A 23,567-nucleotide genomic window follows, 5' to 3' on the forward strand; every position below is an offset into this window, starting at 1 on the left:
CGGGCGGCCCGTTCAGCTGAAATGATAGCGCGTGAACCGATCGAGCTGGTCGTAATAGACCAGCGTCGTCCCACAACTTCTGTCGGCGACGCTGAAGATCCCGGTATCGTCGTAGCCGGTCAGAACCACCCAGTGATTGGTGGTCCCTTCATTGGTGATATGGGCGACGATGCCGGCGCCCGATTTCAGCCAGCCGCTGACCTCACCAAAGCTGGTCTCCGCACCCTTGTACTGCCGATAGAGCCACACGCGCTTGCCGAACGCGCCGGTTAGGAGGCCGAAATCGAGGTCGGAGCGCTGCTTGCTGCGATGCGCATAGCCTTGCGCCTCATGCGACATCCAGGCTTCGAGCGTGGCCGGCGTGACGATCGCCGGATCGAGGGCGTAAGCAGAATTCTTGCCCGCGAGAACCGTCTTGACCGTATCGAGATGTGGCGGGGTGAACCTGATGTTCTTCGAGGCGATCATGGTTGCGCAGGCGGTCAGCGCGCACCCCTTGGCCCGGATCTCGTCGGCCGTACCGTTCAGGGTCTGGTCGCCCCAGCGATTGTCGCCTTGCGAGTAGTTGCAGGCCGGCGCCACCGCGAAGGTGGCCCTGATCGCGGCACTGACCGGATAAGGCCGCGAAGTGTCCGGCTCGGTCAAGCGGCCCGCATAGGAATTGAGCGCCTTTAGCGTAGGGCGAGTCAGGCCGGGACTTACGATACCATCGCCGCCGCCTACCCGTGCGACACGCTGGAAGGTTCGAATCCTGTCCTTGAAATTCGACCGATCGGCGTCAGGGCTGCCGCCGGACCAGTCCTTGATCTCGCGCAACAGGGTGATGATCTTGTCGACGTCCTCGTTCTTGTTGGGCGAGCTTCCGGCTCCGACGGCAAACTTGATCTCAAGTGGTGGCCCGGGCACGTCGACCTCGCTTATCCGGTGGACACCGGGAAGCCTAACCGCACATTCCCTAACGTCAAGAACTTGGCGCCGGCGAGTCTCGTCAGCGCTCCGCGGTCCCCGGCACGGGCATGTTGCCGCCCGGTCGGGTCTGCCCCATCGGCCCGCCGCCGAGCGGGTCGACGAAGCGGCGCAGGATGCCGGGCGCTATCGCCGAGAGCGGATTGACCGTCATGGTCGGCTGGCTGGCCGAGCCCGAGACGCGGAAATTCACCGCGAACAGGCCGCCATATTGCCCGCCGCCGAGGATCATGCCGACCACCGGCACCTGGGCGAAGGCATTGTTGAAGGCATAGCCCGGCACGAAGGTGCCGCCAATATCGACGCGGTCGCGGCCATAGTCGACATTGCCCTGGATGGTGAAGCCGACCTGCTGGCCCCACAGCACCGCGTCGTTGATGTCGATCCGGCTGGCACTACGCACGAATTCGGCGCGCAGCTTGGTGAAGGCGACATCGCTCGCATCGATGCGCGGAGCCGGCGCGCCGGTGCTGTCGAGCGCGCCTGGCGGCTGCGAGCCCGGTGGGCCGACGACGCGGCGCAAGGCCGGCTCGTCCCGCACGGTGAAGTTGCGCAGGAGCAGTTCGCCCGGCTGGCGCCCCTCGCCGGCTCCGATCTGCAGCACCAGGTCGCCGCCATAAGCGCGGCGATATAGGTCGAGGAAGCGCAAGGTTGCGCCACCGTTCTCCGATTGCACCACGATCGGAGAGGCACCATCGCCCTGCTTCGTCTGCCGGATCGAAAGATCGGCCCGCCCGATCCGCCCCTGATAGGCGATCGAACGCACAGCCCCGGCACGGCGCGACAGCTTGAGCTGCGAATTGCCGAGCGCCTCGTTGTTGAACCCTGTCAGGATCGGCACGTCGAGATCGAGGTCGAAATCCGGGCCGGACGCTGCGCTCTGATTGCTGCGCGCACCGCCTCGGGCCGGCGCGGCCGGGGTGTCGAACAGGTCGCGGATGAACGGACGCGCATCAAGCACCGGCCCGCGCACCGAAAGCTTGGTCACGTTGCCATCGCGGCCGATCTCGACCTTGCTCAGATTGTCGCCAGGTGACAGGCGCAGCTGCGAGAAGCTGGCGCTTTCGAAGGTGTTCTGCCTGGTCAGCGAAATGCGCCCCTTGGCCAGCAATGGCGCGCTCTCGATCGTCAGGTCCTCCAGGTCCGGGCCGTCATCGTCGACGACATAGTTGAAGCTCGCCTTGCCCGCCCGGCCGGCCGGCTTGTTCAGGCCCGGCACGCCGGCGTCGATCGCGGCCTTGGTCAGGTCGACTTCCACGCGCGGCGGCGGCTCTGGGCTCCTCCCCAGCGGCTTGACGACCTTGACCTGCAGCGGCCCGCTGATGCCGGTCTCGGGCCCGAGACCGCGCCGTTTGAGGGCTGCGTTGTCGAGCATCAGCGAGACCGTCGCCTCGCCCAGGCCCTTGGCGTTCTGCTTGAGTTCGATCGGAGCCTTGTCGCCGCCAATCCGGCCCTCGCCCTTGATCGAAAGCTGGCCGCGATCATAAGTCAGCGCCAGATTGGCGCCCTCGAGCTTCTCGCCGCCGAGCAGATTGTCGGAGGCGACGTTCGAGAGCATGCCAGTGCTGCGAATCAGGACGTCATTGAACGTCAGATCGTTGACCAGCGGCAGTGAGAGCTGGTTGGTTAGATCGATCGCGCCGCGCAGCGCCCCCGGCTCGATCTTGAGCGGCGAGAATTCGCGCAGCGACGGGAAATTGAGGAGCGCGACCAGCGCGTCGGCCGAGCCCGTCGACTTGAAACCGATCCGCGCCTGCGGCCGCTCCGCCCAGGTGTCGGACATGGCGAAGGTGCCTTCGCCGAGCTGGAGCTTGCGGCCCTCGCCGACCTCGGCCGTGGCCTGCGAAATGACAAGGTCGACGGTGCGGCCTGTCGTCGAGCCGACGACGCGGGCATCGGTGAGGAGCGGCAAGCCGGGATTCGGCAGGAAACTGACCTGCGAGGCCTTCAGGCTCACGGCGACAGCGTCGTCATCCATGCCTTTGCCGTCCGCCAGCCGGGCGTTCGCCTCCGGTGACATCGCCAGCTTGACGTCGATCTCCTCGACCCGCCCGCTCTTCACCATCTCGACCAGGGCTGCATGCAGTCCGGGAGAGGTGACAGCCGGCCAGACCGCGAGCGCCGCCCGCATATCGGTATCGACCGCCCTAATCTGGAAGCGATGCGAATTCTTGTCGTCGCGCCGGCGCGCCATGCCGGAGCCTTCGGCGTTGATCAGCGGCCCCTTGAACGAGAGCTGGCCCATCCGCACCTCGCCCGCACCAGGATCGACCTCGAGCTGCGTGCGCAAGCTCGAAAGGACAACCGCCGCATCCTTGCCGATACCGGCCACCTGCCCTGCTCCGTTGAGCGCCAGTCGCCAGATGCCCCCCTCGTTGCGCGCCTCTCCGCTTCCGGCGAGCCTGGTCTCGCCAGCCTGGAGCTGGACGGTTGCAACCTTGACCGTCTTGAGTCCGTCGTCGCTGGTGAAGTCGAGCTTGGCACCCTGGACCTCGATCGGGTCGAGCCCGGCATTGTGAACCTTGACCACTCCGGGTGCGACGGAGAGCCCCGCAGCAATCCTGCGTTCGCCGCCGCCGGTCTGGGTCAGCGAAATCTTGCCGCTGAGCGCCAACCCGTCCAGCGCGACCATGGCGTTGCCGAAGGCGAGCGCCACCGCCTCGGCCGGCTCGAAGCGCTGAATGTCGACCGTGGCGCTGCGCGTGCCGTCGGGCGCGCTTGTCAGATCGATCGCAAGTTCCTTCCAGCGCGGGCCGATGCGCCCCTTCATCGACAGCCGCGCCTGCCCGCCGCCGAAGCGCTCCAGCCTGATGTCGACGTCTTCCAGGCCGGAGCGTTGCCGCCCGGCCGGGTCGATCAGCGTGACCCGCGCTCCGCCGATGCCGGCGACTTCGAGCGAACCGAGCAGGCCGTCGTTCGAGACCAGCGCGCCGACCGCATTCATCGCTCCGGCGAACGCATCCCAATCGACGGGATCACCCGCCACGGGCGTCTTCGAAGCCTGTTCCGGCTGGGCATCCTGCTCCAGCAGCAGCGACCCGTCCTGCCTGACGCCGAGCCGGATATTGACCCCACGCAGGTCGAGGGAGACCAGGCGGAAATCACCGCGCAGCAGCGCCATTGGATCGTAGCCGAGCACAGCCTCCGGCGCTCGGAACGAAGCCCCGCCGGCATGCCGGAACGAGACCTCGCGGACCCGCAGGCGCGAGCGGCCATCGACGCGGTTGAGCTCGGCCTGCTCGGCTTCGACCTTCCAGTTCGGCCCGAGCCGCTCCTCGATGGCGGTCGAGATCCGCCCCTCCAGTCCCGAGAGCGGGATGAAACCACTGACCAGCAATGCCGCTGCAGCGAAGCCGAGCGTGACAACTGCAACGCAGACTGTGACCGCGATGGTGACGATGCCGCGCCAGGCACGCCTGGCTACGGCGACCACCTCCTGACATTCCGCCGCGGGGGCCGCAGCGGATGTGGGGGCCACGTTGGTCTTGCTGTTGTCGGTCAACGAAATCGCTTCTTGTCTTGCTGCTCGAATCGTGCGGATCGATGCGACGATATCTGCGGCCAGGCCAGCCCGCCTCGCCACCCGCATGATGCGCCCGATTCCGGGAGCGGTACAGCAGCGGCAAGCTAGCTGATTCGATCCCGCCGATTCTGATTTGTGTCTGAGCCGGCTTATCGCTTCCGGCTTGCCCGGCCCTTGCACGTGATCGAGACCAAAGGAAGGCAGACATGGCGTTGAACGAAGGCATTCCCGCCCCCGACTTCACCTTGCCGACAGATGGCGGCGGTTCGTTCACGCTGTCCGGTCTGCGCGGCCGCAAGGTCGTGCTCTACGCCTATCCGCAGGACGACACGCAAAGCTGCACCAACGAAGCGCTCTCCTTCGACGCGTTGCTCGGCGATTTTGCCGCAGTCAGCACGACGGTCGTCGGCATCTCGCCGGATTCGGTGAAGCGCCACGACAAGTTCAGGCAGAAATACGGGCTGCGCCTGACGCTCGTCTCCGACGAGGAACGGACGGCGATCGAAGCCTACGGCCTCTGGGTCGAAAAGCAGATGTATGGCCGCCACTATATGGGCGTGGAGCGCAGCACCTTCCTGATCGATGCCGCCGGAAACATCGCCCGCGTTTGGGCCAAGGTCCGGGTGAAAGGCCACGCCGAGGCGGTGCTTGCGGCTGCTCGTGAGCTCTGACGGATTGCTGCTGGAAGGCGACGAAACCGCCTGCGGTTTGCGATTGATTAACCCTAACGAGGTCTAATCACCCTATCGCAGCGTCACTTCCGGTTTTGCGTATGACCTCCTCGGATCCCCGCGTTCAGGCCACTGGCCGCGACCTTGCCGTGACCGGCCTTTTCTCCCGCCGCAGCTTCACGATCAGCCGGTCTACCGCGCTGCTCGGCCTTAGTCTGCTGGCGTTGACCACCGCCTGGAGCGGCGCGACGAGCTGGTACATCCTGCGCAAGGATGATCTCGCCGCCCGGCTGATCAGCCGCGAGACCTCCCGCCAATACGCCTATGAGGACCGGATCGCCGCCTTGCGTGCCGATGTCGACCGGCTCGCCAGCCGCGCCTTGCTCGATCAGGACGGTGTCGAAGCCCGCGTCGGCGAGATCGCCATGCGCCAGGCCGAACTTGAATCGCGGCAATCCCTGGTCAACGCCGTCGCCGAGAGCTTGCAATCGGCGGGAATCGGCGTGTCGCAAGCCGCCAAGAACCCGCTGCGCCAGCGCATGATCAAGCCCGAGGAGCCGATCCGCGCCTCCGGCGTCACCAGTTTCGCGCCATTCGCCTCCGGCAAGCCGACGCCGGCGCCGGAAACCCTGCCGCTGCGTGGCGCCGACGACCGCCCGGCGCCCTGGAAATCGGGCGAGGCCGAGGAGCCCGTGCCGCCGGCCAAGCGTGTCGCCGAAGCGTTGATCCAGCTCGACCAATCCATCGAGCGCAGCTCGGCGACGCAGCTTGCGGCCCTGCGTGAGATCGACAGGAATCTCGGCGATACCCAGAAGACGCTGCGCAGCGCCCTTGCCGAAACCCGCCTCGATACCGACAGGCTGGCCGTAGCGACCCCGCTTCCGAAAGGCGTCGGCGGCCCCTTGGTCCCGGTCGATCTCGACGCCTCGGCCGGGCCGTTCGAGGCGACCTTGAGCTCGCTGCAGCCGCGCATCGCCACCGTCTTCCGCCTGCGCGGCCTCGTCGAGCAACTGCCGCTGCGCCGGCCGCTCGCGGGAGAACTTGAGCTGAGCTCCAACTACGGCTATCGCGCCGATCCCTTCACGCGCGGCGCCGCCCTGCACACCGGCATGGACCTGCGTGCCGAGCACGGCTCACCAATACGCGCGACCGGCCCGGGCAAGGTCGTGACGGCCGAGTATTCCGGCGGCTACGGTAACATGGTCGAGATCGAGCATGCCGGCGGCATCACCACCCGCTATGCCCATATGTCGGCGATCCTGGTCAGCGAAGGGCAGACGGTCGCGGCCGGCACATTGGTCGGCCGTGTCGGCTCCACAGGCCGCTCCACCGGGCCTCACCTGCACTACGAGACTCGCATCGACGGCGAGCCAGCCGATCCGAACCGTTTCCTGCGCGCCGGCGACAAACTGGTGGGGCAGCTCTGAAGCCATTCCAAGCATAGGCGAAGCTTCACAGACCACTGTAGCATTTGTCCACAGCGGTCTGTTTTGATTCGATAATGTCTCGCTTTACCGCAATGCGTCTGCGATCGCCGCGCCGGCCACCTGATGGCCGTACTCGTTCCAGTGAGCATCGGCCTGGAACTCGAAGCGCTTACCTGCCTTTGCCCACTCCGCAGCGAAGACGGGATGCAGGTCGAGGAAGGCGATACCGTGCTTGGCCGCCATCTCCGCCGCAATCCGGTTGAGCTTCAGTGCCGGGCTGTCGCCGCGGCCGGCATAGATCGCCGCGCGGTCGCCATCCATGACGAACTGGAGTTTCGCTCCGATCGAATCAGCACGCGCCTTCAGCCGGCCGAACAGGTAGTCGGTCGCCACGCGGATGTCGGCCTCCTGCGCAAACACACTCGCCACGTCGATATTGGCAGCATAGCCGCCCTCGCCCGCAGCCCTGGCGGGTCCGAGGATCGCGTCGACCAGCGCCTGCGGCCGGACCTGCCAACGATAGAGCAGGAAACGCGCCGTCGCGCTCTGGCGCAGGAATTCGAGCCAGCCGCCGCGCCAGGGTGCGGGCGCGACCTCGCCGGCCACCTTGCCGCCTTCGACTTTCAGCTTGAGGAAGCTCGACGTATAGCGCCCCGGCTTGAACACGAAGCTCTCGTCGAAATCGTTATGGACGAGCATCACCACGATCTGATCGGGGCGGCGCTGGGCGACCTCGCGCTCGACCATCTGCAGGTACTGGCTGAGCGGCGCGCCGGCGACGCCGAAGCGCTGGATCTCGACCGGCCCCTTGCTGGCCAGCCGGGCTCCGGCCACTTCGGCGAAGCTCTTGTCGAACGGCACCTGCAGCGCCTCGACGAAACTGTCACCGACGAAGGCGATACGGCTGGTTCCAGCCTTGCGCTCGACGGGATAGTCCGGCAGCGGCGAGTTCCAACCCTGCGCATTGATCCTGTAAGGCGCGGCGATCTCGTCGCGCACGCGCCAGACGCCATTCTGCCCCGGCTGATAGCGCACGACCTCGTTGACGAAGGCATTGCGCGGCACGTCGCTCGCCGGCAGCACGAAGCGGAACAGCACGAGCTCGCAGAATAGCAGGAAGACGACGACGCTGCCGAGCGAGACCGCGAGATTGATCAGTACCTCGCGGCCGCGGGAGCGTTTGGTCCCGCTCAATCGATGTCCTCGACTTCGACACTCGTGCCGTAGACGCGCTGGGCCAGCGATGCCTCCATGAACGGGTCGAGATCGCCGTCCAGCACGTCGGAAGGCGCGGTCGAGGCGACGCCGGTGCGCAGGTCCTTCACCAGCTGATAGGGCTGCAGCACATAGGAGCGGATCTGGTGGCCCCAGCCGATATCGGTCTTCGAGGCCTGCTCGGCGTTCGCCTTCTCCTCGCGCTTCTTCAGCTCGACCTCGTAGAGGCGGGCGCGCAGCATTTCCCAGGCCTTGGCCCGGTTCTTGTGCTGCGAACGCTCTTGCTGGCACGCGGCCACGATCCCGGTCGGGATATGGGTGATGCGCACCGCCGAATCGGTGGTGTTGATGTGCTGGCCGCCGGCGCCCTGGGCCCGGTAGGTATCGATCCGGCAGTCGGATTCCTTGACGTCGATGACGATGCGGTCGTCGACAACGGGATAGACCCAGACCGAGGCGAACGAGGTCTGGCGGCGGGCATTCGAGTCGAATGGCGAGATGCGCACCAGCCGATGCACGCCCGATTCGGTCTTCAGCCAGCCATAGGCGTTGTGGCCCTTGAACTGCAGCGTCGCCGACTTGATGCCGGCCTGGTCGCCATCCTGGTATTCCAGCGTCTCGACCTTGAACTTCCGCCGTTCGCCCCAGCGCCGGTACATGCGCAGCAGCATCTCGGCCCAGTCCTGGCTCTCGGTGCCACCGGCGCCGGGATGGATCTCGACATAGGTGTCGAGCATGTCGGCCTCGCCGGAGAGCAGCGATTCGACCTGCAGCCGGCCGGCTTCGGCCTCGACCGCCTTGATCGCGGCCTCGCCCTCGGCAATGGTCGCCGTATCCTCTTCCATCTCGCCGAGCTCGATCAGCGTGAGCGCGTCCTCGACGTCACGCTCGAGCTTGGTGATGCCCTCGATCTGCGTTTCGAGCTGGGTGCGCTCGCGCATCAGCTTCTGCGCGGCTTCGGCGTCGTTCCAGAAATCGGGGCCTTCGGAAAGCGCGTTCAGCTCCGCCAGGCGTCGTTGTGCGACATCCCAGTCAAAGATGCCTCCTCAGCAGTCCGATCGACTGCTTGGCGTTGTCGAGTTGCGTCTGGATTTCTGGGCGCATGGTCGTCGTCTTTAAGTCCGTCGCTTGAGGCTGACTGGCTGGGCGCTGACATAGGCACGCAGCGCAGTCGTGTAAATGGCGCCGGCGCCAACCTCTCCCTCAGAAGGAGCAGGCAAGGCACTCGCGACCGTGGCGGTATTCGGCTTTCCAGTAATGCGGATCGCCGACCATCTCATAGACGAGCCCCGCGGCAAGCGGGTAGCGCTTGCGGAACGGCCGGGCGAGCAGCACGAAGAGATCGCAATCCGGCGGCCATGCGCCGCTATCGAGAATCCGGTTGCCGCGCGCCAGTTCGGCCTCGAGGATCGCCTGAAGCGGCGCGGCCGTCAGGGCCGCGCCCTCAGCTCTCGTCAATAGAGGCCGCCGGTGCCGGAGCCGACCGAACGGCCGCCGGCAGGCGCCACGCTCATCGCGCCGCCAGTGCCGTCGGAAGCGCCGATCACCGAATAGCTGTCCGGCGGCGCCGTGCCCGGCTTGAACGCTTCGAGGATGCCGCCCTCGCCGCCGGCGCGCATGCCGGTGCGCGGGTCGACCCGGATCAGCTTGATGCCGGGCGGCACGCGGAACGGCGTCGCCGGCTTGTCCTTCAGCGCGACGGTCATGAAGTCGCGGAAGATCGGCGCGGCGTACTGACCGGCGGTCGCCGAGTTGCCGAGCGACTTCGGCTTGTCGAAGCCCATATAGACGCCGACCGCGAGGTCGGGCGAGAAGCCGACGAACCAGACGTCCTTGGCGTCGTTGGTCGTGCCGGTCTTGCCGGCGAGCGGCTTGCCGACCGACTTCACCACCGTCGCGGTGCCGGCGTTGACGACACCTTCGAGCATCGAGACCATCTGGTAGGCGGTCAGCGGATCGAGCACTTGCTCGCGATTGTCGACCAGCCGCGGCTCGCGCTGGCCGCTCCATTTATCCGCCTCGCAGCCCTCGCAGACGCGCTGGTCGTGCTTGTAGATCGTCGCGCCCCAGCGATCCTGGATGCGGTCGATCAGCGTCGGCCGGATGCGCTTGCCGCCATTCGCCAGCATCGAATAGGCCGCGGTCATGCGCATGACCGTGGTCTCGCCGGCGCCGAGCGACATCGAGAGCACCGGCAGCATGTCGTCATAGATGCCGAAGCGGCGGGCATATTCCGCGATCAGCGGCATGCCGACATCCTTGGCGAGGCGCACCGTCATCAGGTTCTTCGAGAACTGGATGCCGTAGCGCAGCGTGCGCGGGCCGGTGAACTTGCCGTCGTAGTTGCTCGGCGTCCACATGCCGAGGCCGCCACCCTGATCGACCTCGATCGGCGCGTCGAGCACGATGCTGGACGGGGTATAGCCGTTGTCGAGGGCGGTCGCGTAGACGAAGGGCTTGAAGGACGAGCCCGGCTGGCGCAGCGCCTGCGTCGCCCGGTTGAACTCGGACTGGTCGTGCGAGAAGCCGCCGACCATGGCGAGCACACGCCCCGAGAACGGATCCATCACGGTGATCGCGCCGTTGACTTCGGGCATCTGGCGCAGACGGACCTGGCCCGGCTTGCCGTCGATCGGCTCGACATAGACGACATCCCCCGGCGAGACCGCCTGCGAGACGCGGGTGCGCCTGGTCCAGCGGATGCCGTCCGGCCCGAGTGTCGCCGTCTCCCGCTCCGGCCGGAGCTGGCCGGACGCCTCGCGGATCGGCTGCAGCCCGACGCGGGCACTGTCGCCGGCAACGTCGAGCACGACGGCGAGGCGCCAGGGCTTGACGTCACCGAGCACCGGCAGCTCGGCGATGGCGAGGCCCCATTCGCGGCTCGCCGCATCGATCTTCTGGATCGCGCCACGCCAGCCGCGCGCCTCGTCGAAGCGCACGAGACCGTCGACCAGCGCCTTGCGCGCCATCAGCTGCATCTTGGGATCGACGGTGGCACGGACCGAGAGCCCGCCCTCGAGCAGCTTCTTCTCGCCATAGCGGTCCTGCAGCTCGCGCCGGATCTCCTCGGCGAAATAGCCGGCGGCGATCTGGTTCGGCGAGACCGTGCGTGGGTTGACGCCGAGCGGCTGCTTCTTGGCAGCTTCCGCGTCGGCCCGCTTCAGGAATCCGTTCTCGGTCATGCGGTCGAGCACATAGTTGCGCCGCTCGATCGCGCGCTCGCGATTGCGGAACGGGTGCAGGTCGGTCGGCGCCTTCGGCAGCGCGGCGAGATAGGCCGCTTCCTGCGCGTTGAGCTCATGCACCGACTTGCCGAAATAGTTCAGCGCCGCCGCGGCGACGCCATAGCTACCCTGCCCCGGCGCCGGCGCGCCAAGATAGATTTCGTTGAGATAGAGCTCGAGGATCTTGTCCTTCGAATAGGTCGACTCGATGCGCAGCGCGATCAGCGCCTCGCGAATCTTGCGTTCGATGCTCTGCTCGGAGCCGACGAGGAAGTTCTTCGCCACCTGCTGGGTGATGGTCGAGGCGCCCTGCGGCCGGCGGCCGGAGCCACGATTGCGGAAATTCGAGATCGCGGCGCGGGCGAGACCCTCGGGGTCGACGCCGAAATGCTTGTAGAAATTCTTGTCCTCGGCCGAGAGGAAGGCATCGATGATCAGCTTCGGCACCGCCTGGATCGGCAGGTAGAGCCGGCGCTCCCGAGCGAACTCGGCGATCAGGCTACCGTCGCCGGCGTGGACACGGCTCATCACCGGCGGCTCGTAATTCCGCAGCTGCGCCGAATCGGGCAGGTCCTTGGAGTAGTGCCAGATCACGCCGGCCGCACCCGCGACACCGATGACGAACACGATCGTACCGGCGGCGAACGCCCATCCGAAAAGGCGCAATATGAACCGCATCGAGAATTTTGACCTCGGCTAGCGGCAGCGGCGTCGCCCTCCCCCTTTGGCGTCGCACCGTGCCCGGCTTATCTTGAACTCGTCTCTATATCACGGCGGACATGGCGGAACCGTGGCTTTGCGACCACAAATCGCCATCTTCGCCCATTGTGCCGTCAAGGCCTGCTTTGCGCAGCTTTGCCCGGGGTTTGCAGGCGTTCGAAATACTGGTCGACGGCCTGTTGGACCGCCGCGGCCGCCTGCGTGCGCCAGCCCTCGGAATTCAGGAGCTCGGCGTCCTTCGGGCTCGACATGTAGCCGAGCTCGATCAGCACCGACGGTACGTCAGGCGCGGTCAATACGCGAAAACCTGCGGAACGCAACGGCACCTTGTGCATCTTGACCGAGCCGCCGAGCTTCTCGACCAGGTTACGCGCGAAGATCGTCGAGAAACTGCGTGTCTCACGCTTGGCGAGATCCATCAGGATACCGGCGACATCCTGCACGTCCTCGCTCGAATCGAGGCCTGCGACGGCATCGGCCTGATTCTCCTTGGCCGCCAGGCGCGCGGCCTCGGCGTCGCTCGCGCGCTCGGAGCCGGTGTAGATGGTGGCACCGCGCACATCCTGCGCCTGCGCCAGCGAATCGGCGTGGATCGAGATGAAGAGATTGGCCTCGACGCCGCGCGCGATACGAACACGGTCGTTCAGCGAGATGAAGGTGTCGTCGGAGCGGGTCATGATCACCCGGTAGCGCCCCTGCGCCTCGAGCTGCTCCTTCAGCTTCAGCCCGAAGGCGAGCACGACCGCCTTCTCGGCAATCGCGGCGACCTGGGTGCCGGGATCGATGCCGCCATGGCCGGGGTCGATCACCACGATGCGGCGCGAATCACCTTCGGCCTTGCGCTCGACCGGGATGCTCGGCAGCTGCGTCTTCGCTGCCGCCTCGCGAGCGAGCGCGGCGAACTCCTCGCGACTCGTCCGCTTCAGCTCGACGACAAGCTCGCCAAAGCCGCCGCGCACCGGCTTGACGGTGACGTTCGCGATCGCGGCCGGCTGGGACAGATCGAGGATGATGCGGGCCCGGTCGGCCATGAACAGGCCGTAGCGGAAGCCGGAGACGAAACCTGCCGACTTGCGGCCCTGCTTCTGTTCAACTTGGAAGTTGATCGACGGCAGGTCGACGATGACCCGATCGGGCCCCGCGGTGACGGTCGCGCTGGCCGCAACGGGCCGGGACAGCGCCATGGTCAGCCGGACGGTGTCGCCCTGAGCCTCCAGCCGCGCATCGGTCGCGACCGGAAGATCAGCGACGGGACGGCTGGGAGAATTCGCGGGCGCAAGCGATGTCCATGACAGAAGCGCAGCCGCCAGCACCAATAGCCGCAGCGCCGGAGTGGCGGTACGGTGCGCAAGGCCCGTGATCAACAGGCGAAGCCGGTGAAGCAGGAGAACGCTCCTCGATTCGCTGGTTCGACGCTTAACAAGACTTAACCATAGCGTCGCCAGTCGTTGACAACCCGTTACCACGGCCGATCGGCACCGGAAACCGCGCCCTGCCGATCACCCACCGTTAACGTGCTTGCAAAAATGCATCGCCTGTCTGTAATGGAGATGGTTGCATCGCGAAGGCTACCGCAGCGCACAAGACGGGTCATAAGCCCGCCGGCGCCCTGCGAAACAGCCGAACGACCGGATCTGTCACCTGATCCGCGCCGGCGCGGGGGCAACCAACAACGGAATCGTCCGCGGACGGGCCTGCGCCAGGCAGCAATCGGCGCCGGTACTCTTGTCCGCGAGCGTGTCAAACGCGGTGCGCTTCGCGGCGCGCTGCAGGTCAAAGGTCAGATGTCGGGGCAAACGACGCCGCTTTCCCTTTCGGTGTTTCGTCGAAACCTCTCAGGTGGTGACGGGCTGTCCGCCCGCTCCGCCGTCCGCTTCCGTCGTCCTTCCTTGATCGAACTCCTCTCCCTGCAACATGCCGGTTTCAACCGGTCGACGCGCGGCGCCCCTGCCCGCGGCCGCGGACACACGTCCGCAGCCCGGCGGATTGCCAAGGCCGCCGCGCCAATGGAATTGTCCCATGGCCAACAAGATGCTTATCGATGCCACCCACCCGGAAGAGACCCGGGTCGTGGTGTCCCGCGGATCGCGTATCGAAGAGTTTGATTTCGAATCGGCCAGCCGCAAGCCGCTCCGCGGCAATATCTATCTGGCGAAGGTGACGCGGGTGGAGCCGTCGCTCCAGGCCGCCTTCGTGGAATATGGCGGCAACCGCCACGGCTTCCTCGCCTTCTCCGAAATCCACCCCGACTACTACCAGATTCCGGTCGCCGACCGGCAGGCCCTGCTCGCCGAGGAAGCCCGCGCCGAGCGTGAGGAAGAGCGCGACGAGGAAAAGCGCGAGCGTCGTGGCCGCCGCGGCCGCCGCGACCGCGACAACCGTCCCAAGCGCGCCGCCGAGACCGGCGAGACCGTCAGCGCCGAGGTCGAGGCCGGCGCCGCCCAGGCCGAGGATCTGGTCGAGACCAACGGCAAGGAAGCCGCGATGGTCAACGAAGGCGCGCCCGCCTTCGGCGAGAGCTTCGCGCCGCAGATCGCCGAATCCACCAATGAGGACGCGGCCGAGAACTCCGCGCCGCTGACCTTCGAGACCACCACCGGGGCATCCGCCTCCGAGGATGGCGAGGAGGCTTCTGAAGCGCGCCGCCGCTCGCAGGACGACGAGAACGGCGACGAGGAGAACGGCAGCGAGGAGGCCCAGGAGGAGCCGGAGCAACTCGGCGGCGGCGATGCCCTCGACGACATGCCCGAGCGCCCGCGCAATCTGCGCCGCCAGTACAAGATCCAGGAGGTGATCAAGCGCCGCCAGATCATCCTGGTCCAGGTCGTCAAGGAAGAGCGCGGCAACAAAGGCGCCGCCCTCACCACGTATCTCTCGCTCGCCGGCCGCTATTCGGTGCTGATGCCGAACACCGGCAAGGGCGGCGGCATCTCGCGCAAGATCACCAATGCCGAGGACCGCAAGCGCCTGAAGGAGATCGCCCAGGAGCTGGAGGTTCCGGACGGGATGGGCATCATCCTGCGCACCGCTGGCGCTTCCCGCACCAAGCCGGAGATCAGGCGCGACTACGAATATCTGATGCGGATGTGGGAGAGCGTGCGCGAGCTGACGCTCGGCTCGGTCGCTCCGGCGCTGGTCTATGAGGAGGGCAACCTCGTCAAGCGCTCGATCCGCGACCTCTACAACAAGGACATCGACGAGGTTCACGTCGCCGGCGAGAGCGCCTATCGCGAGGCGAAGGACTTCATGCGCATGCTCATGCCGAGCCATGCCAAGAGCGTGAAGCCCTATCGCGAGCAGACCCCGCTCTTCGCCGCCTTCGGCGTCGAGAGCCAGCTCGACGCGATGTTCTCGAACACGGTGACGCTGAAGTCGGGCGGTTACATCGTCATCAACCAGACCGAGGCGCTGGTCGCGATCGACATCAACTCCGGGCGATCGACCCGCGAGCACAACATCGAGGACACCGCCCTCAAGACCAATCTCGAAGCGGCCGAGGAAATCTCGCGCCAGCTGCGCCTGCGTGACCTTGCCGGTCTCATCGTGATCGATTTCATCGACATGGAAGAGAACCGCAACAACCGCGCGGTCGAGAAGAAGCTGAAGGAGTGCCTGAAGAACGACCGGGCCCGCATCCAGGTCGGCCGCATCTCGGCCTTTGGCCTCCTGGAGATGTCGCGCCAGCGCATCCGCACCGGCGTGCTCGAGAGCTCCTCGGTGCCCTGCCCGCATTGCGCCGGCGCCGGCCTCGTCCGCTCGACGCCCTCGATCGCGCTGCAGATCCTGCGGGCGCTCGAAGAGACGCTGATCAAGAGCGCCTCGCATAATCTCGAGGTCCGCACCCGGCCGGAGGTCGCGCTCTACGTGCTCAACCAGAAGCGCGCCCATCTGCGCGACCTGGAGGAGCGCTTCAACATCGCGATCACTGTCTCGGCCGACGCGGCCCTGCTCGGCACCCGCTATTTCGAGGTCGAGCGCGGCGAGTTCGTCGGCAACGAGAACCGCGTCGTGCCGGTGTCGAGCATGCGCGACGAGGCGATCATCGACGAGCCCGAGGACGAGGATATCGTCGAGGTAGAGGTCGAGGTTGAGGAGGCTGAGGGCGAAACCGCAGCCGCGCCGCGTGCCGACGCTGCAGAAGGCGAAAGCCAGGAGAGCCGTGACGGCCGTCGCCGCCGGCGCCGGCGCCGTCGGCGGCGCGGTGGTGAGCGCGATGGTCAGGGCCAGGGCCTCGAAGGCGCGGCCGACGAAAACGGCGATCAGGACGAGGCCGAGGACGGCGATGATGCCGCTATCGGCGAATCGGACGACGCCGCCCCGGCCGCTGCTCCGCTCGTCGATGAGCCGGCCGCGACCGTGAGCGAGACCTCTGCCGCCGAGCCGGAAGCGGATGCCAAGCCGAAGCGCGCGCGGCGCAGCCGCAGCAAGAAGGCCGAGGCGGAAGCGCAAGCCGAGCCGGTCGAGGCCGCCAAGGCGGCCGACACGGCCAGCGAAACCGTCACCGAACCTGCCGAAAAGCCCAAGCGCAGCCGTTCGCGCAAGAAGGTCGTGCCGATCACCGAGGACGGCGTCGCCGCTGCCCCGGCCGAGCCGGTGCCTGCTCCCGAAGCCGCAGCGCCTCAGCCCGAGCCTGTCGCCGAGGAGCCGCCGCCCGCACCGCGCGTGGTCGAGGAACCCGTCGCGGTGGTGCTGACGCCGCCGGATCCGGATCGGCCCAAGCGCGGCGGCTGGTGGAACAAGCTGGCCGGACGCAAGTAACATCAGGGCCGTCGCGAGCGATCGCGGCGGCCTTTTTCATGACCGGGAGGGACGGATGCGCCCGCCGAGGAGCCGTGAGAGCCTGTTCGTGAGGGCGTTCGCCTGCGCCGGCCTGATCGGGCTGGCCTGGTTGGCTCAGCAGGCGCTCGGCTGGCTCGGTGTCGGCCTGCTTGGCCTGTTCACCCTCTTCGTCGCGGTACGCTACGAGCTGGAAGGCAACCTGCCTGTCGGCCCGCAGATGACGCCGGACCTCTACGCCAGCCAGTTCCACAAGCATGGCCGCGAGCACGCGGCCGAGCGCGCCGGCCAGCGCCATGAGTGGCTGGGGCAGCTCTCGGCCGCCCGGCTCGCCGCCGGCATGGGCGTCCTGCTGGCGCTGCTTGGTTTCGGTTTCTTCCTGATGCTGGAGTTCGACCGCCAGCCCGGGTGAAGCCCCCGGCCCGACCGACGTTCACTCCGCCGCCGGCACCAGCGGCGTCGGCGGCGGCACAGCCGCGATCGCGGCAGCGGCGCTCTTGCCTCCGCCTTCCTTCACCGTGACCGCATTGGAGGCGAACGGCACCTGCGCATCGATCAGGCCGCGATAGACCCGCTTCAGCGCCTCGCGCTGCAGCATCGAGGCCTGATTCGGCTTGCCGGTGAACTTCAGCCTGATGACGATCGCCTGATCGGTGATGTCGGCGACGCCCTGCATCTTGAGCTGGGCGATGAAATGCTGGCCGTATTCCGGGTCTTCGAGCAAGGCGAGGCCGATCTTCTTGATCGTCTTGCGCGCCTTCTCGATGTCGGCGGAGTGATCGAGACGGACGTTGAACTTCACCGTCGCCCAGTCGCGGCTGGCGTTGGTCAACGATTGGACCTGGCCGAACGGGACGGTGTGGATCTGCCCGCTCTGGTGGCGCAACTGCATCGAGCGCAGCGAGATCTTCTCGACCGTGCCTTTCAGCCGGCCGGTATCGACATATTCGCCGACCCGGAACGCGTCCTCGAGCATGAAGAAGAAACCGGAGACGATGTCGCGCACCAGCGCCTGCGAGCCGAAGGATATGGCGAGGCCGAGAATACCGAAGCCGGCGAGCAGCGGCCCGATGTCGACGCCGAGCCGCGACAGCAGCACCAATGCAGTCAGTCCGAACACGGCGGCGAGCACGACGCCGCGCAGCACCGGCAGCACGGTCGCCAGCCGCGACGGCACATGGTCATGCGGTACGGCGTCTTCGTCGCCCGGCAGGCTCGCCACGGGCTTCGGCGTATAGGCGTCGAAGAAGCTGCGCAGGAAGACGATCGCCACCCAGCCGCCGAAAGCGAGCACGGCGACACCGCCGGCCTGGCGCATCAGCACGGTGAACTGGTCGGAGCTGACGCCGAACAGGAAGCCGGCCCAGAGCCGCGCCAGCAGATAGAAGCCGCCGGCCCAGATCGCGCCGCCCGCCGCGGCGCGCAGGGCATGTCCGACCGCGATCGAGAGCGGAGCGACCTCGCCCATCGCCGCCGCATGCGCCTGCCGGCAGGCCATCAGGCTGGTGATGCCGACCGCCAGGATCGGCGCCAGCACGATGATGAACTGCGTCAGCGCGGCTGCCTCCGCCCAGCGCGCCCCGCCCTCCATCATCGAGGATGCATTGCCGACCATCCAGATCAGCACGGCGAGTGCGGCATAGAGCCAGCCCGTCGTCAGGGCGATCACGCGGCGCGTCGGCCCGGGTTCATGCGCGGAATGGAGAATCAACGCCGCAAGGTCGTGCCGCGCATCGATGAACCACCAGACCTTGAACACGGTGGAGACAATGCCGACCAGGGCGAACAGCCCGACGACGGCTCCGGGTCCGGCGGCATGCTGCATCGACACCGTCGCCGTCAGCAGGACGGGCGTGAGAATGCCGAAGAAGATCAGGAATTTGAAAGCCCGCTCGGCCCGCGGCAGCGGCATCACCCGACGTTCCGGGGCGCCGGGAGCGAGCAGGAAGCGTCCGAGAATCAGATAGCCGGCGCCGATGGTGAGGCCGTTGGCGATCGTGCGCAGCACCATGTGGGCGAGGTCCGGCTCAGGCAGCCAGAACTTGCGGACCGCATGCAGCACTGCGAGCCAGAGCCCGAGCGTCGCCAGATCCTGCAGCAGCCCCCAGGAGGACGCGATCAGGCGCGGCGTGAACTCCGGCCCCTCCGGCCGCAGCCGGCGTTTGAACCAGCTATTGGTCGCGAGCCGGAACAGCCCGGCGATGGCGAACGCAAGCGCGAGGCCCAGGGCGAGCCGCCAGCCGGCCGAGACTCCATTTACGCCATTGCGATTCTGCGCCCAGGCGCTGCGCCAGGCGTCCGGTATCTGGGCCAGGCGCGGCACCGCCCCGAGGCCCTGCGACACGCCATCGACGAAATGGTCCCAGAATGCCTCGGCCGGGGTCTCGTCCTCCGCCGGGGCATTGCTCGTCGCTGTAGGGCCAGGGCTGGCTGCGGCAGCCGGCGATGCCGCGGGGACAGCCTCTCCCTTGCCCGCGATCCTGATCTCGACCTTACGCCCGCCGGCCGAGAGAGAGTCGACCAGTTTGCGTACGGTCTCAGGCGTCTCGTCGCCGCGCAGGGTGAGGACAGGCGATGAGTCCGCTTTGGCTTGCTGTGCCGCAGCCGGCATCGGGCCTGCCGCGGCGCCCGCCAATAGCGCGGCCCCGCACAACGCCATGGCCTTCAGCCAGTTCCGCATTGCGACCATGTCCTGCCCCCAAGCCGGATCAGATTGAGTCCACTGCCTCGTCTTGGCAAGCACCCGCCTCAGCGTGTCTTCAGCCAGCGCCCCAGGCGCGCAACCGCCTCCTCGCATTCCGCCAGCGAGCCGGCGAAGGACAGCCGCACCGTCCGCGCTCCGCGCCCCTCGTCGAAATCGAGCCCGGGCGTGATCGCGACGCCGGCATTCTCCAGAGCATCCCGGCAGAAGCTCATGGAATCGTTCGAATATCGGCCAATGTCGAGATAGATGTAGAAGGCGCCATCGACGGGGAGGAAGTCGCCAAGCCCGATCTCCGGCAGCGCCTTCAGCAGATAGGCGCGGTTCGCCGCATAGCCGGCCTTGATCGCCTCGCATTCATCCATCGCATCGAAGGCCGCCTCGCCCGCGACCTGGCTCAGCATCGGCACCGAGATCGAGAAATTCTGCTGCAGCCGCTCGATCACGCGCACCAACCGCTCCGGGACCACCAGCCAGCCGACCCGCCAACCGGTCATGCAATAGTACTTGGAGAAGGAGTTGACGATGATCGCGTCCGGATCGGCGGCGAGCGCCGTCGTCGCCGGCCGCTCATAGGTCAGGCCGTGATAGATCTCGTCGGAGATGTACCAGAGCCCGAGCCGCCGGCACTCGGCCGCCACCGCCGCGATTGCCTCCGGCGCCATCACCACACCGGTCGGATTGGCCGGGCTCATCGTCAGCACGCCGGCGAGCGGCTTCTCGGCATGGGCTTTCGCGATCAGCTCCGGCGTCAGCGCATAGCGCGTCTCCGGCCCGACCGGGATCGCGACCGGCTCGAGCCCGAGCGCGGTCAGGATGTTGCGATAGGCCGGATAGCCCGGCGCCGTGATCGCGATGCGCGCACCCGGCTCGAAGCAGGCGAGGAAGGACAGGATGAAGCCGCCGGAGGAACCCGTGGTCACCACCACCCGCTCGGCCGGCACCTCGACGCCATAGGTGTCGCGATAATGCCGTGCGATCCGGGCCCGGAGCGAGCCGATGCCGAGCGCCTGGGTATAGCCGATGCGGCCGTCCTCCAGCGCCTTCGCCGCAGCAGCACGGATGCTGGCCGGCGTCGGTGCCGAAGGCTGCCCGACCTCCATGTGCACGACCGAGCCACCGCGCCGCTCGATCGCCTCGGCGGCGTTCATCACGTCCATGACGATGAAGGGGGAGACGCCCTGCGCCCGTGCGGCGGGCTTCGGCGTCGGCGGCAGGCCGGGAACGGCGATGGTCATGGCAGCCTCGATGATCGTCACGTTGCCCGAGCCATGCCCCGCCGGCGGACGAACCGCAAGCCGCTCAGAGGTCGAGCCCGGCCTGCCGCAATGGCAGGGCTCGCGCGCTTTCACCCGATCGCAGCTCACTATGGCGCACGATCGCGGCACTCATGCTGACCCCATAGCGCTTGCTCAGCGCGGTCGCGTCGAGCAGGCGCACCGCCGGCGTATCGGGGATCAGGAAGGCGGCCGCATAGCGCCGTGCCTGATATTCCATCGAGCGCAGCTTCGCCGAGGCCCGCTCGGCCCGTCCGCCGGCCGGCCCCCGGTTCAGATTGCCCTGATGGCCGAGCAACGCGTGGCCAACCTCGTGCGCCACCGTCATCAGCGCCCTGCCTTCGCCGCGATTGGCCGCCTGGAACACGCCTTCCGGGATCAGCAGCCGCTTGACTTGTGAATCCCACTGGGCCTCGGCCTCGCCGAGAGAGCCGTCGGGTACGCGCTCATGGGAGAATTCGGGATAGTGCGCCTTGAGCCTGGCCAGCAACGTCATGACCTCGACGGCCTCGTCGTCGCCGAAACCGAGCCCGCGCCGATGCGCCAGAGCGCGGGCGTCGATCTGCGCATCGGTGAGGAAGGCATGGCGCATCGGCAGGCCTCCTGAGCCCGCCGATCATAGCCCTCCCGGCATGTCGCCTCAATGAAGGCGTCTAGCTGGCAAGAATCCCCTCGACAATCTCCTGCACATTGAGCGCTTCCTCCAGCGTCGCCAGCTGGTGCGGCTCGCCGCGTGTCAGCCTCGCCACGCCTTCGAGCTGCCGCTTCAATGCGACGGGACGCGCCTCGAGCTGGGTCAGCGCATCGGGAGCGCGCTGCCAGGAGCCGTCCGGCTGTCGCTGCTCGGCCAGCGACCAGTCGCAGAGCCGGACCGCACCGCCCTCGCCTTCCAGCATCCAGATGTTGTGGTCGTCCTTCTGGGTCGTGCCGACGCTGCCAATGAGCGTTACCGGGATGTCGCCGGCCATCAGGCGCGCCTCGATCCGGCGCTCCGACTTGCCCACTTCCGGGAACGAGGCGCTCGCCTGCAGGCCGTGCAGCGGCCCGCCGAGCCGGCGGCTGAGGAAGAGGAAGTGCGAGACGACCTCGCGGGTGAAACCGCCCTGCTCGCGCCGGTCGAGCCAGCCCGCCGCATCGGCCTGCCAGGAGCGCGGCCAGGTCGCGAAGGCGACCTCGATCGCGATCCGCCGACCGCCTCCTATACCCCCGGTCCCAATCCAGTCCTGCAATTGCGAGACGGCGGGCGAAGAGGCGAAGGGGAAGTTGACCGCGCCCCGGCCACCGGCCTCGCCGACAAAGGCCCTGGAGTCAGCGACGTCGATCGCGAGCGGCTTCTCGCAGAACACGCTCTTGCCGGCGGCGAGCGCGGCGCGGGCATGGCCGAGATGGGAGGCCGGCGGCGAGGCGATGTAGACGCAGTCACTCGCCGCGATCACCGCGGCGACATCGGTCACCTGTGCAACCTGCGGCAGCTCGCCGGCGATCCGCGCCATCGCCTCGCCCGACGGATCCCAGATGCCGGCGGCACGCACGAGTTCGGGCGACTGCGCCAGGATCGCGCGCAACATGCGCTCGCCCATGATGCCGGCCCCGATCAGGCCGATGGAAACAGGTGCGGACATGGGATTCTCTCTAGGCGATGCAATCGATGCCGCATAGCAGCCCGGTGGTGTCCGCGGCTATCCCGCGAGACGCTCGCCGCCCCGGCCAAGCTCGACCCGGTTTCGCCCCGAGTTCTTGCCGGCATAGAGCGCTGCATCGGCGCGCCGGTAGAGGTCGACCGCCGTCTCCTGCCCATCGAAGCCGACCGCCCCCATGCTGACGGTGATGTGCTGCGCCGTCGGCGAGGCGGCGTGCTCGATCCTGAGCTCAGCGATCGCCTGCGCGACCCGCTCCAGCCGCTCCTGCGCCTTCTCCGGCGTGGTGTCATAGAGCAGCAGGCCGAACTCTTCGCCGCCGAGCCGCCCGACCATGTCCATCGGCGGGCGCAGCTTGCTGTCGATGGCCCGGGCGATCAAGGCCAGCGCGATGTCGCCGGCCTGGTGGCCGTAGCGGTCGTTGTAGCGTTTGAAATGGTCGATATCGAGCACCGCGAACACGACCGGCGCCCGGTCGCGCCGCGCCTGCAGTAAGGCCATCGCGACATGCTCCTCGAAGCCGCGCCGGTTGGCGACACCGGTCAGTGCATCCGACATCGCCCGGTTGTGCAGCATGCGGCGCAGCAGGAACTGGTCGCGCTCGGCCCGCTCGCGCAGCCAGGCACCGACCGCGCTGACGAAGACGGCGAAGAACAGCAGGATCGACAGGCGGCCATGCTCGATCAACTGCGCCGGCTCGAGCATGACGAAGCCGAGCATCGTGGTGAACACCGCGATCAGCAGGGCGATGCTCAGGCTTTGCAGGAAGGTCAACCCGACCGGCAGGAACACGGCGGCGATGATCACAAGCTGGGCGATGTCCGCCTGCGGCAGACCGCGCAGCTTGTACATGTTGGCGATGAACGCGCAGGTCACGCCGATCAGCGCCAGCGCCAGCATGGTGAGGTGATGGTAGGAACGCGCCATGCGGTTGTGGCGCACGATCCAGACGAGGCGCAGGATCACGGCCAGCGTCGCGAGCCTCAGCACAATGGCGAGCTCAACCGTGTAGTCGCCGCTGCCGATCGTGACGAGATTGTCGAGCCGCGTCAGGTCGAGCCCAATGAAGGTCAGCCAGATGCCGAGCGCCGTGATGAGGCAGACCAGCGTGCTGCGGCGTTGCTCGGCACGCATGTGCAGCCGGTATTCACGTTCCAATACCGGCTCGAAGCCGAGGCCATCGATGCGCCGTGCCGGCGCGGCGGCGCTCGGCGCTTCGCTCGCCGGTTCGGCGTGCCTGGAGATCGGGTCGTGGCGTGGGGCGTGCACGCGCAGGAAGATGGCTGTGACTGGCTAACGCCGCTTTGACGCATTGCGAGAGACGCACAGTTTTTGCCGGACAGGGTTTCGATCCCCCTGTCGCGATCCCTCGCATTCGAACGATTGCTGGATCGCGGGCCGCTTGACCCTCCATCTGGTGGAGACGTTAG

At 67.3% G+C, this 23,567-nt stretch carries 16 protein-coding genes; 4 read left to right on the plus strand and 12 right to left on the minus strand.

Annotated elements, in window-relative coordinates:
* Nucleotides 1-12: 12 nt before the first annotated feature.
* Both ACWIGM_RS19905 and ACWIGM_RS19910 read right to left on the minus strand, forming a co-directional pair.
* Nucleotides 13-816 (minus strand): C39 family peptidase, encoded by an 804-nt coding sequence (locus tag ACWIGM_RS19905; RefSeq protein ID WP_454027678.1) that lies wholly within the window; start codon nt 814-816, stop codon nt 13-15.
* Nucleotides 817-988: 172 nt separating this feature from the next.
* Nucleotides 989-4,399: a hypothetical protein gene (locus ACWIGM_RS19910; protein WP_454027679.1), complete on the minus strand. Its 3,411-nt coding sequence runs from the start codon at nt 4,397-4,399 to the stop codon at nt 989-991.
* Nucleotides 4,400-4,695: 296 nt separating this feature from the next.
* Between ACWIGM_RS19910 and ACWIGM_RS19915 the strand changes: the two genes are divergently transcribed.
* Together ACWIGM_RS19915 and ACWIGM_RS19920 are read left to right on the plus strand one after the other, a co-directional pair.
* Entirely contained in the window at nt 4,696-5,160 is a 465-nt protein-coding gene (locus ACWIGM_RS19915) for a peroxiredoxin (RefSeq protein WP_454027680.1), read from the plus strand.
* A gap of 149 nt (nt 5,161-5,309) precedes the next feature.
* Complete coding sequence (locus ACWIGM_RS19920) at nt 5,310-6,587, plus strand: M23 family metallopeptidase (RefSeq protein WP_454027681.1); 1,278 nt, start codon at nt 5,310-5,312, stop codon at nt 6,585-6,587.
* 84 nt (nt 6,588-6,671) lie between these two features.
* Here ACWIGM_RS19920 and ACWIGM_RS19925 read toward each other — a convergent pair whose 3' ends face one another.
* From ACWIGM_RS19925 to ACWIGM_RS19945, 5 genes are all read right to left on the minus strand, one after another.
* Complete coding sequence (locus ACWIGM_RS19925) at nt 6,672-7,781, minus strand: SGNH/GDSL hydrolase family protein (protein WP_454027682.1); 1,110 nt, start codon at nt 7,779-7,781, stop codon at nt 6,672-6,674.
* A protein-coding gene (prfB, locus tag ACWIGM_RS19930; RefSeq protein ID WP_454027683.1) for a peptide chain release factor 2 occupies nt 7,778-8,906 on the minus strand; the annotation gives its coding sequence in 2 pieces (ribosomal slippage) (nt 7,778-8,836 and nt 8,838-8,906; 1,128 coding nt in all). Before prfB ends, ACWIGM_RS19925 begins: the two co-directional genes overlap by 4 nt.
* Before the next feature lie 99 nt (nt 8,907-9,005).
* Complete coding sequence (locus ACWIGM_RS19935) at nt 9,006-9,260, minus strand: hypothetical protein (RefSeq protein ID WP_454027684.1); 255 nt, start codon at nt 9,258-9,260, stop codon at nt 9,006-9,008.
* Nucleotides 9,257-11,704: a penicillin-binding protein 1A gene (locus tag ACWIGM_RS19940; RefSeq protein ID WP_454027685.1), complete on the minus strand. Its 2,448-nt coding sequence runs from the start codon at nt 11,702-11,704 to the stop codon at nt 9,257-9,259. Before ACWIGM_RS19940 ends, ACWIGM_RS19935 begins: the two co-directional genes overlap by 4 nt.
* A 155-nt stretch (nt 11,705-11,859) precedes the next feature.
* Entirely contained in the window at nt 11,860-13,110 is a 1,251-nt protein-coding gene (locus ACWIGM_RS19945) for an N-acetylmuramoyl-L-alanine amidase (protein WP_454027686.1), read from the minus strand.
* Between the two features lie 655 nt (nt 13,111-13,765).
* On the opposite strand from ACWIGM_RS19945, the gene ACWIGM_RS19950 reads away from it, so the two are divergent.
* Both ACWIGM_RS19950 and ACWIGM_RS19955 read left to right on the plus strand, forming a co-directional pair.
* Nucleotides 13,766-16,504, plus strand: a complete 2,739-nt coding sequence (locus tag ACWIGM_RS19950; RefSeq protein ID WP_454027687.1) for an Rne/Rng family ribonuclease — start codon at nt 13,766-13,768, stop codon at nt 16,502-16,504.
* Nucleotides 16,505-16,559: 55 nt separating this feature from the next.
* A complete protein-coding gene (locus ACWIGM_RS19955; protein ID WP_454027688.1) occupies nt 16,560-16,934 on the plus strand; it encodes a hypothetical protein in 375 nt (124 codons plus the stop codon).
* 21 nt (nt 16,935-16,955) lie between these two features.
* Here ACWIGM_RS19955 and ACWIGM_RS19960 read toward each other — a convergent pair whose 3' ends face one another.
* From ACWIGM_RS19960 to ACWIGM_RS19980, 5 genes are all read right to left on the minus strand, one after another.
* Nucleotides 16,956-19,211, minus strand: a complete 2,256-nt coding sequence (locus ACWIGM_RS19960; protein ID WP_454027689.1) for a mechanosensitive ion channel family protein — start codon at nt 19,209-19,211, stop codon at nt 16,956-16,958.
* Between the two features lie 59 nt (nt 19,212-19,270).
* Entirely contained in the window at nt 19,271-20,461 is a 1,191-nt protein-coding gene (locus ACWIGM_RS19965) for a pyridoxal phosphate-dependent aminotransferase (RefSeq protein ID WP_454027690.1), read from the minus strand.
* Between the two features lie 64 nt (nt 20,462-20,525).
* Nucleotides 20,526-21,092: an ImmA/IrrE family metallo-endopeptidase gene (locus ACWIGM_RS19970; RefSeq protein ID WP_454027691.1), complete on the minus strand. Its 567-nt coding sequence runs from the start codon at nt 21,090-21,092 to the stop codon at nt 20,526-20,528.
* A 61-nt stretch (nt 21,093-21,153) separates the two neighbouring features.
* A complete protein-coding gene (locus tag ACWIGM_RS19975) occupies nt 21,154-22,122 on the minus strand; it encodes a Gfo/Idh/MocA family protein (protein WP_454027692.1) in 969 nt (322 codons plus the stop codon).
* A 57-nt stretch (nt 22,123-22,179) separates the two neighbouring features.
* On the minus strand, nt 22,180-23,406 hold the full coding sequence (locus tag ACWIGM_RS19980; protein ID WP_454027693.1) for a GGDEF domain-containing protein: 1,227 nt from the start codon (nt 23,404-23,406) through the stop codon (nt 22,180-22,182).
* Nucleotides 23,407-23,567: the final 161 nt, after the last annotated feature.

This window comes from Allobosea sp. NPDC055332 (assembly GCF_053645455.1).

What these genes read in the sequence shown, in the direction of transcription:
- ACWIGM_RS19965 (WP_454027690.1), bottom strand. Translation starts at nt 20,461, where the DNA reads ATGACCATCGCCGTTCCCGGCCTGCCGCCGACGCCGAAGCCCGCCGCA.
- ACWIGM_RS19955 (WP_454027688.1), top strand. Translation starts at nt 16,560, where the DNA reads ATGCGCCCGCCGAGGAGCCGTGAGAGCCTGTTCGTGAGGGCGTTCGCC.
- ACWIGM_RS19950 (WP_454027687.1), top strand. Translation starts at nt 13,766, where the DNA reads ATGGCCAACAAGATGCTTATCGATGCCACCCACCCGGAAGAGACCCGG.
- ACWIGM_RS19975 (WP_454027692.1), bottom strand. Translation starts at nt 22,122, where the DNA reads ATGTCCGCACCTGTTTCCATCGGCCTGATCGGGGCCGGCATCATGGGC.
- ACWIGM_RS19960 (WP_454027689.1), bottom strand. Translation starts at nt 19,211, where the DNA reads ATGGTCGCAATGCGGAACTGGCTGAAGGCCATGGCGTTGTGCGGGGCC.
- ACWIGM_RS19970 (WP_454027691.1), bottom strand. Translation starts at nt 21,092, where the DNA reads ATGCGCCATGCCTTCCTCACCGATGCGCAGATCGACGCCCGCGCTCTG.
- ACWIGM_RS19940 (WP_454027685.1), bottom strand. Translation starts at nt 11,704, where the DNA reads ATGCGGTTCATATTGCGCCTTTTCGGATGGGCGTTCGCCGCCGGTACG.
- ACWIGM_RS19915 (WP_454027680.1), top strand. Translation starts at nt 4,696, where the DNA reads ATGGCGTTGAACGAAGGCATTCCCGCCCCCGACTTCACCTTGCCGACA.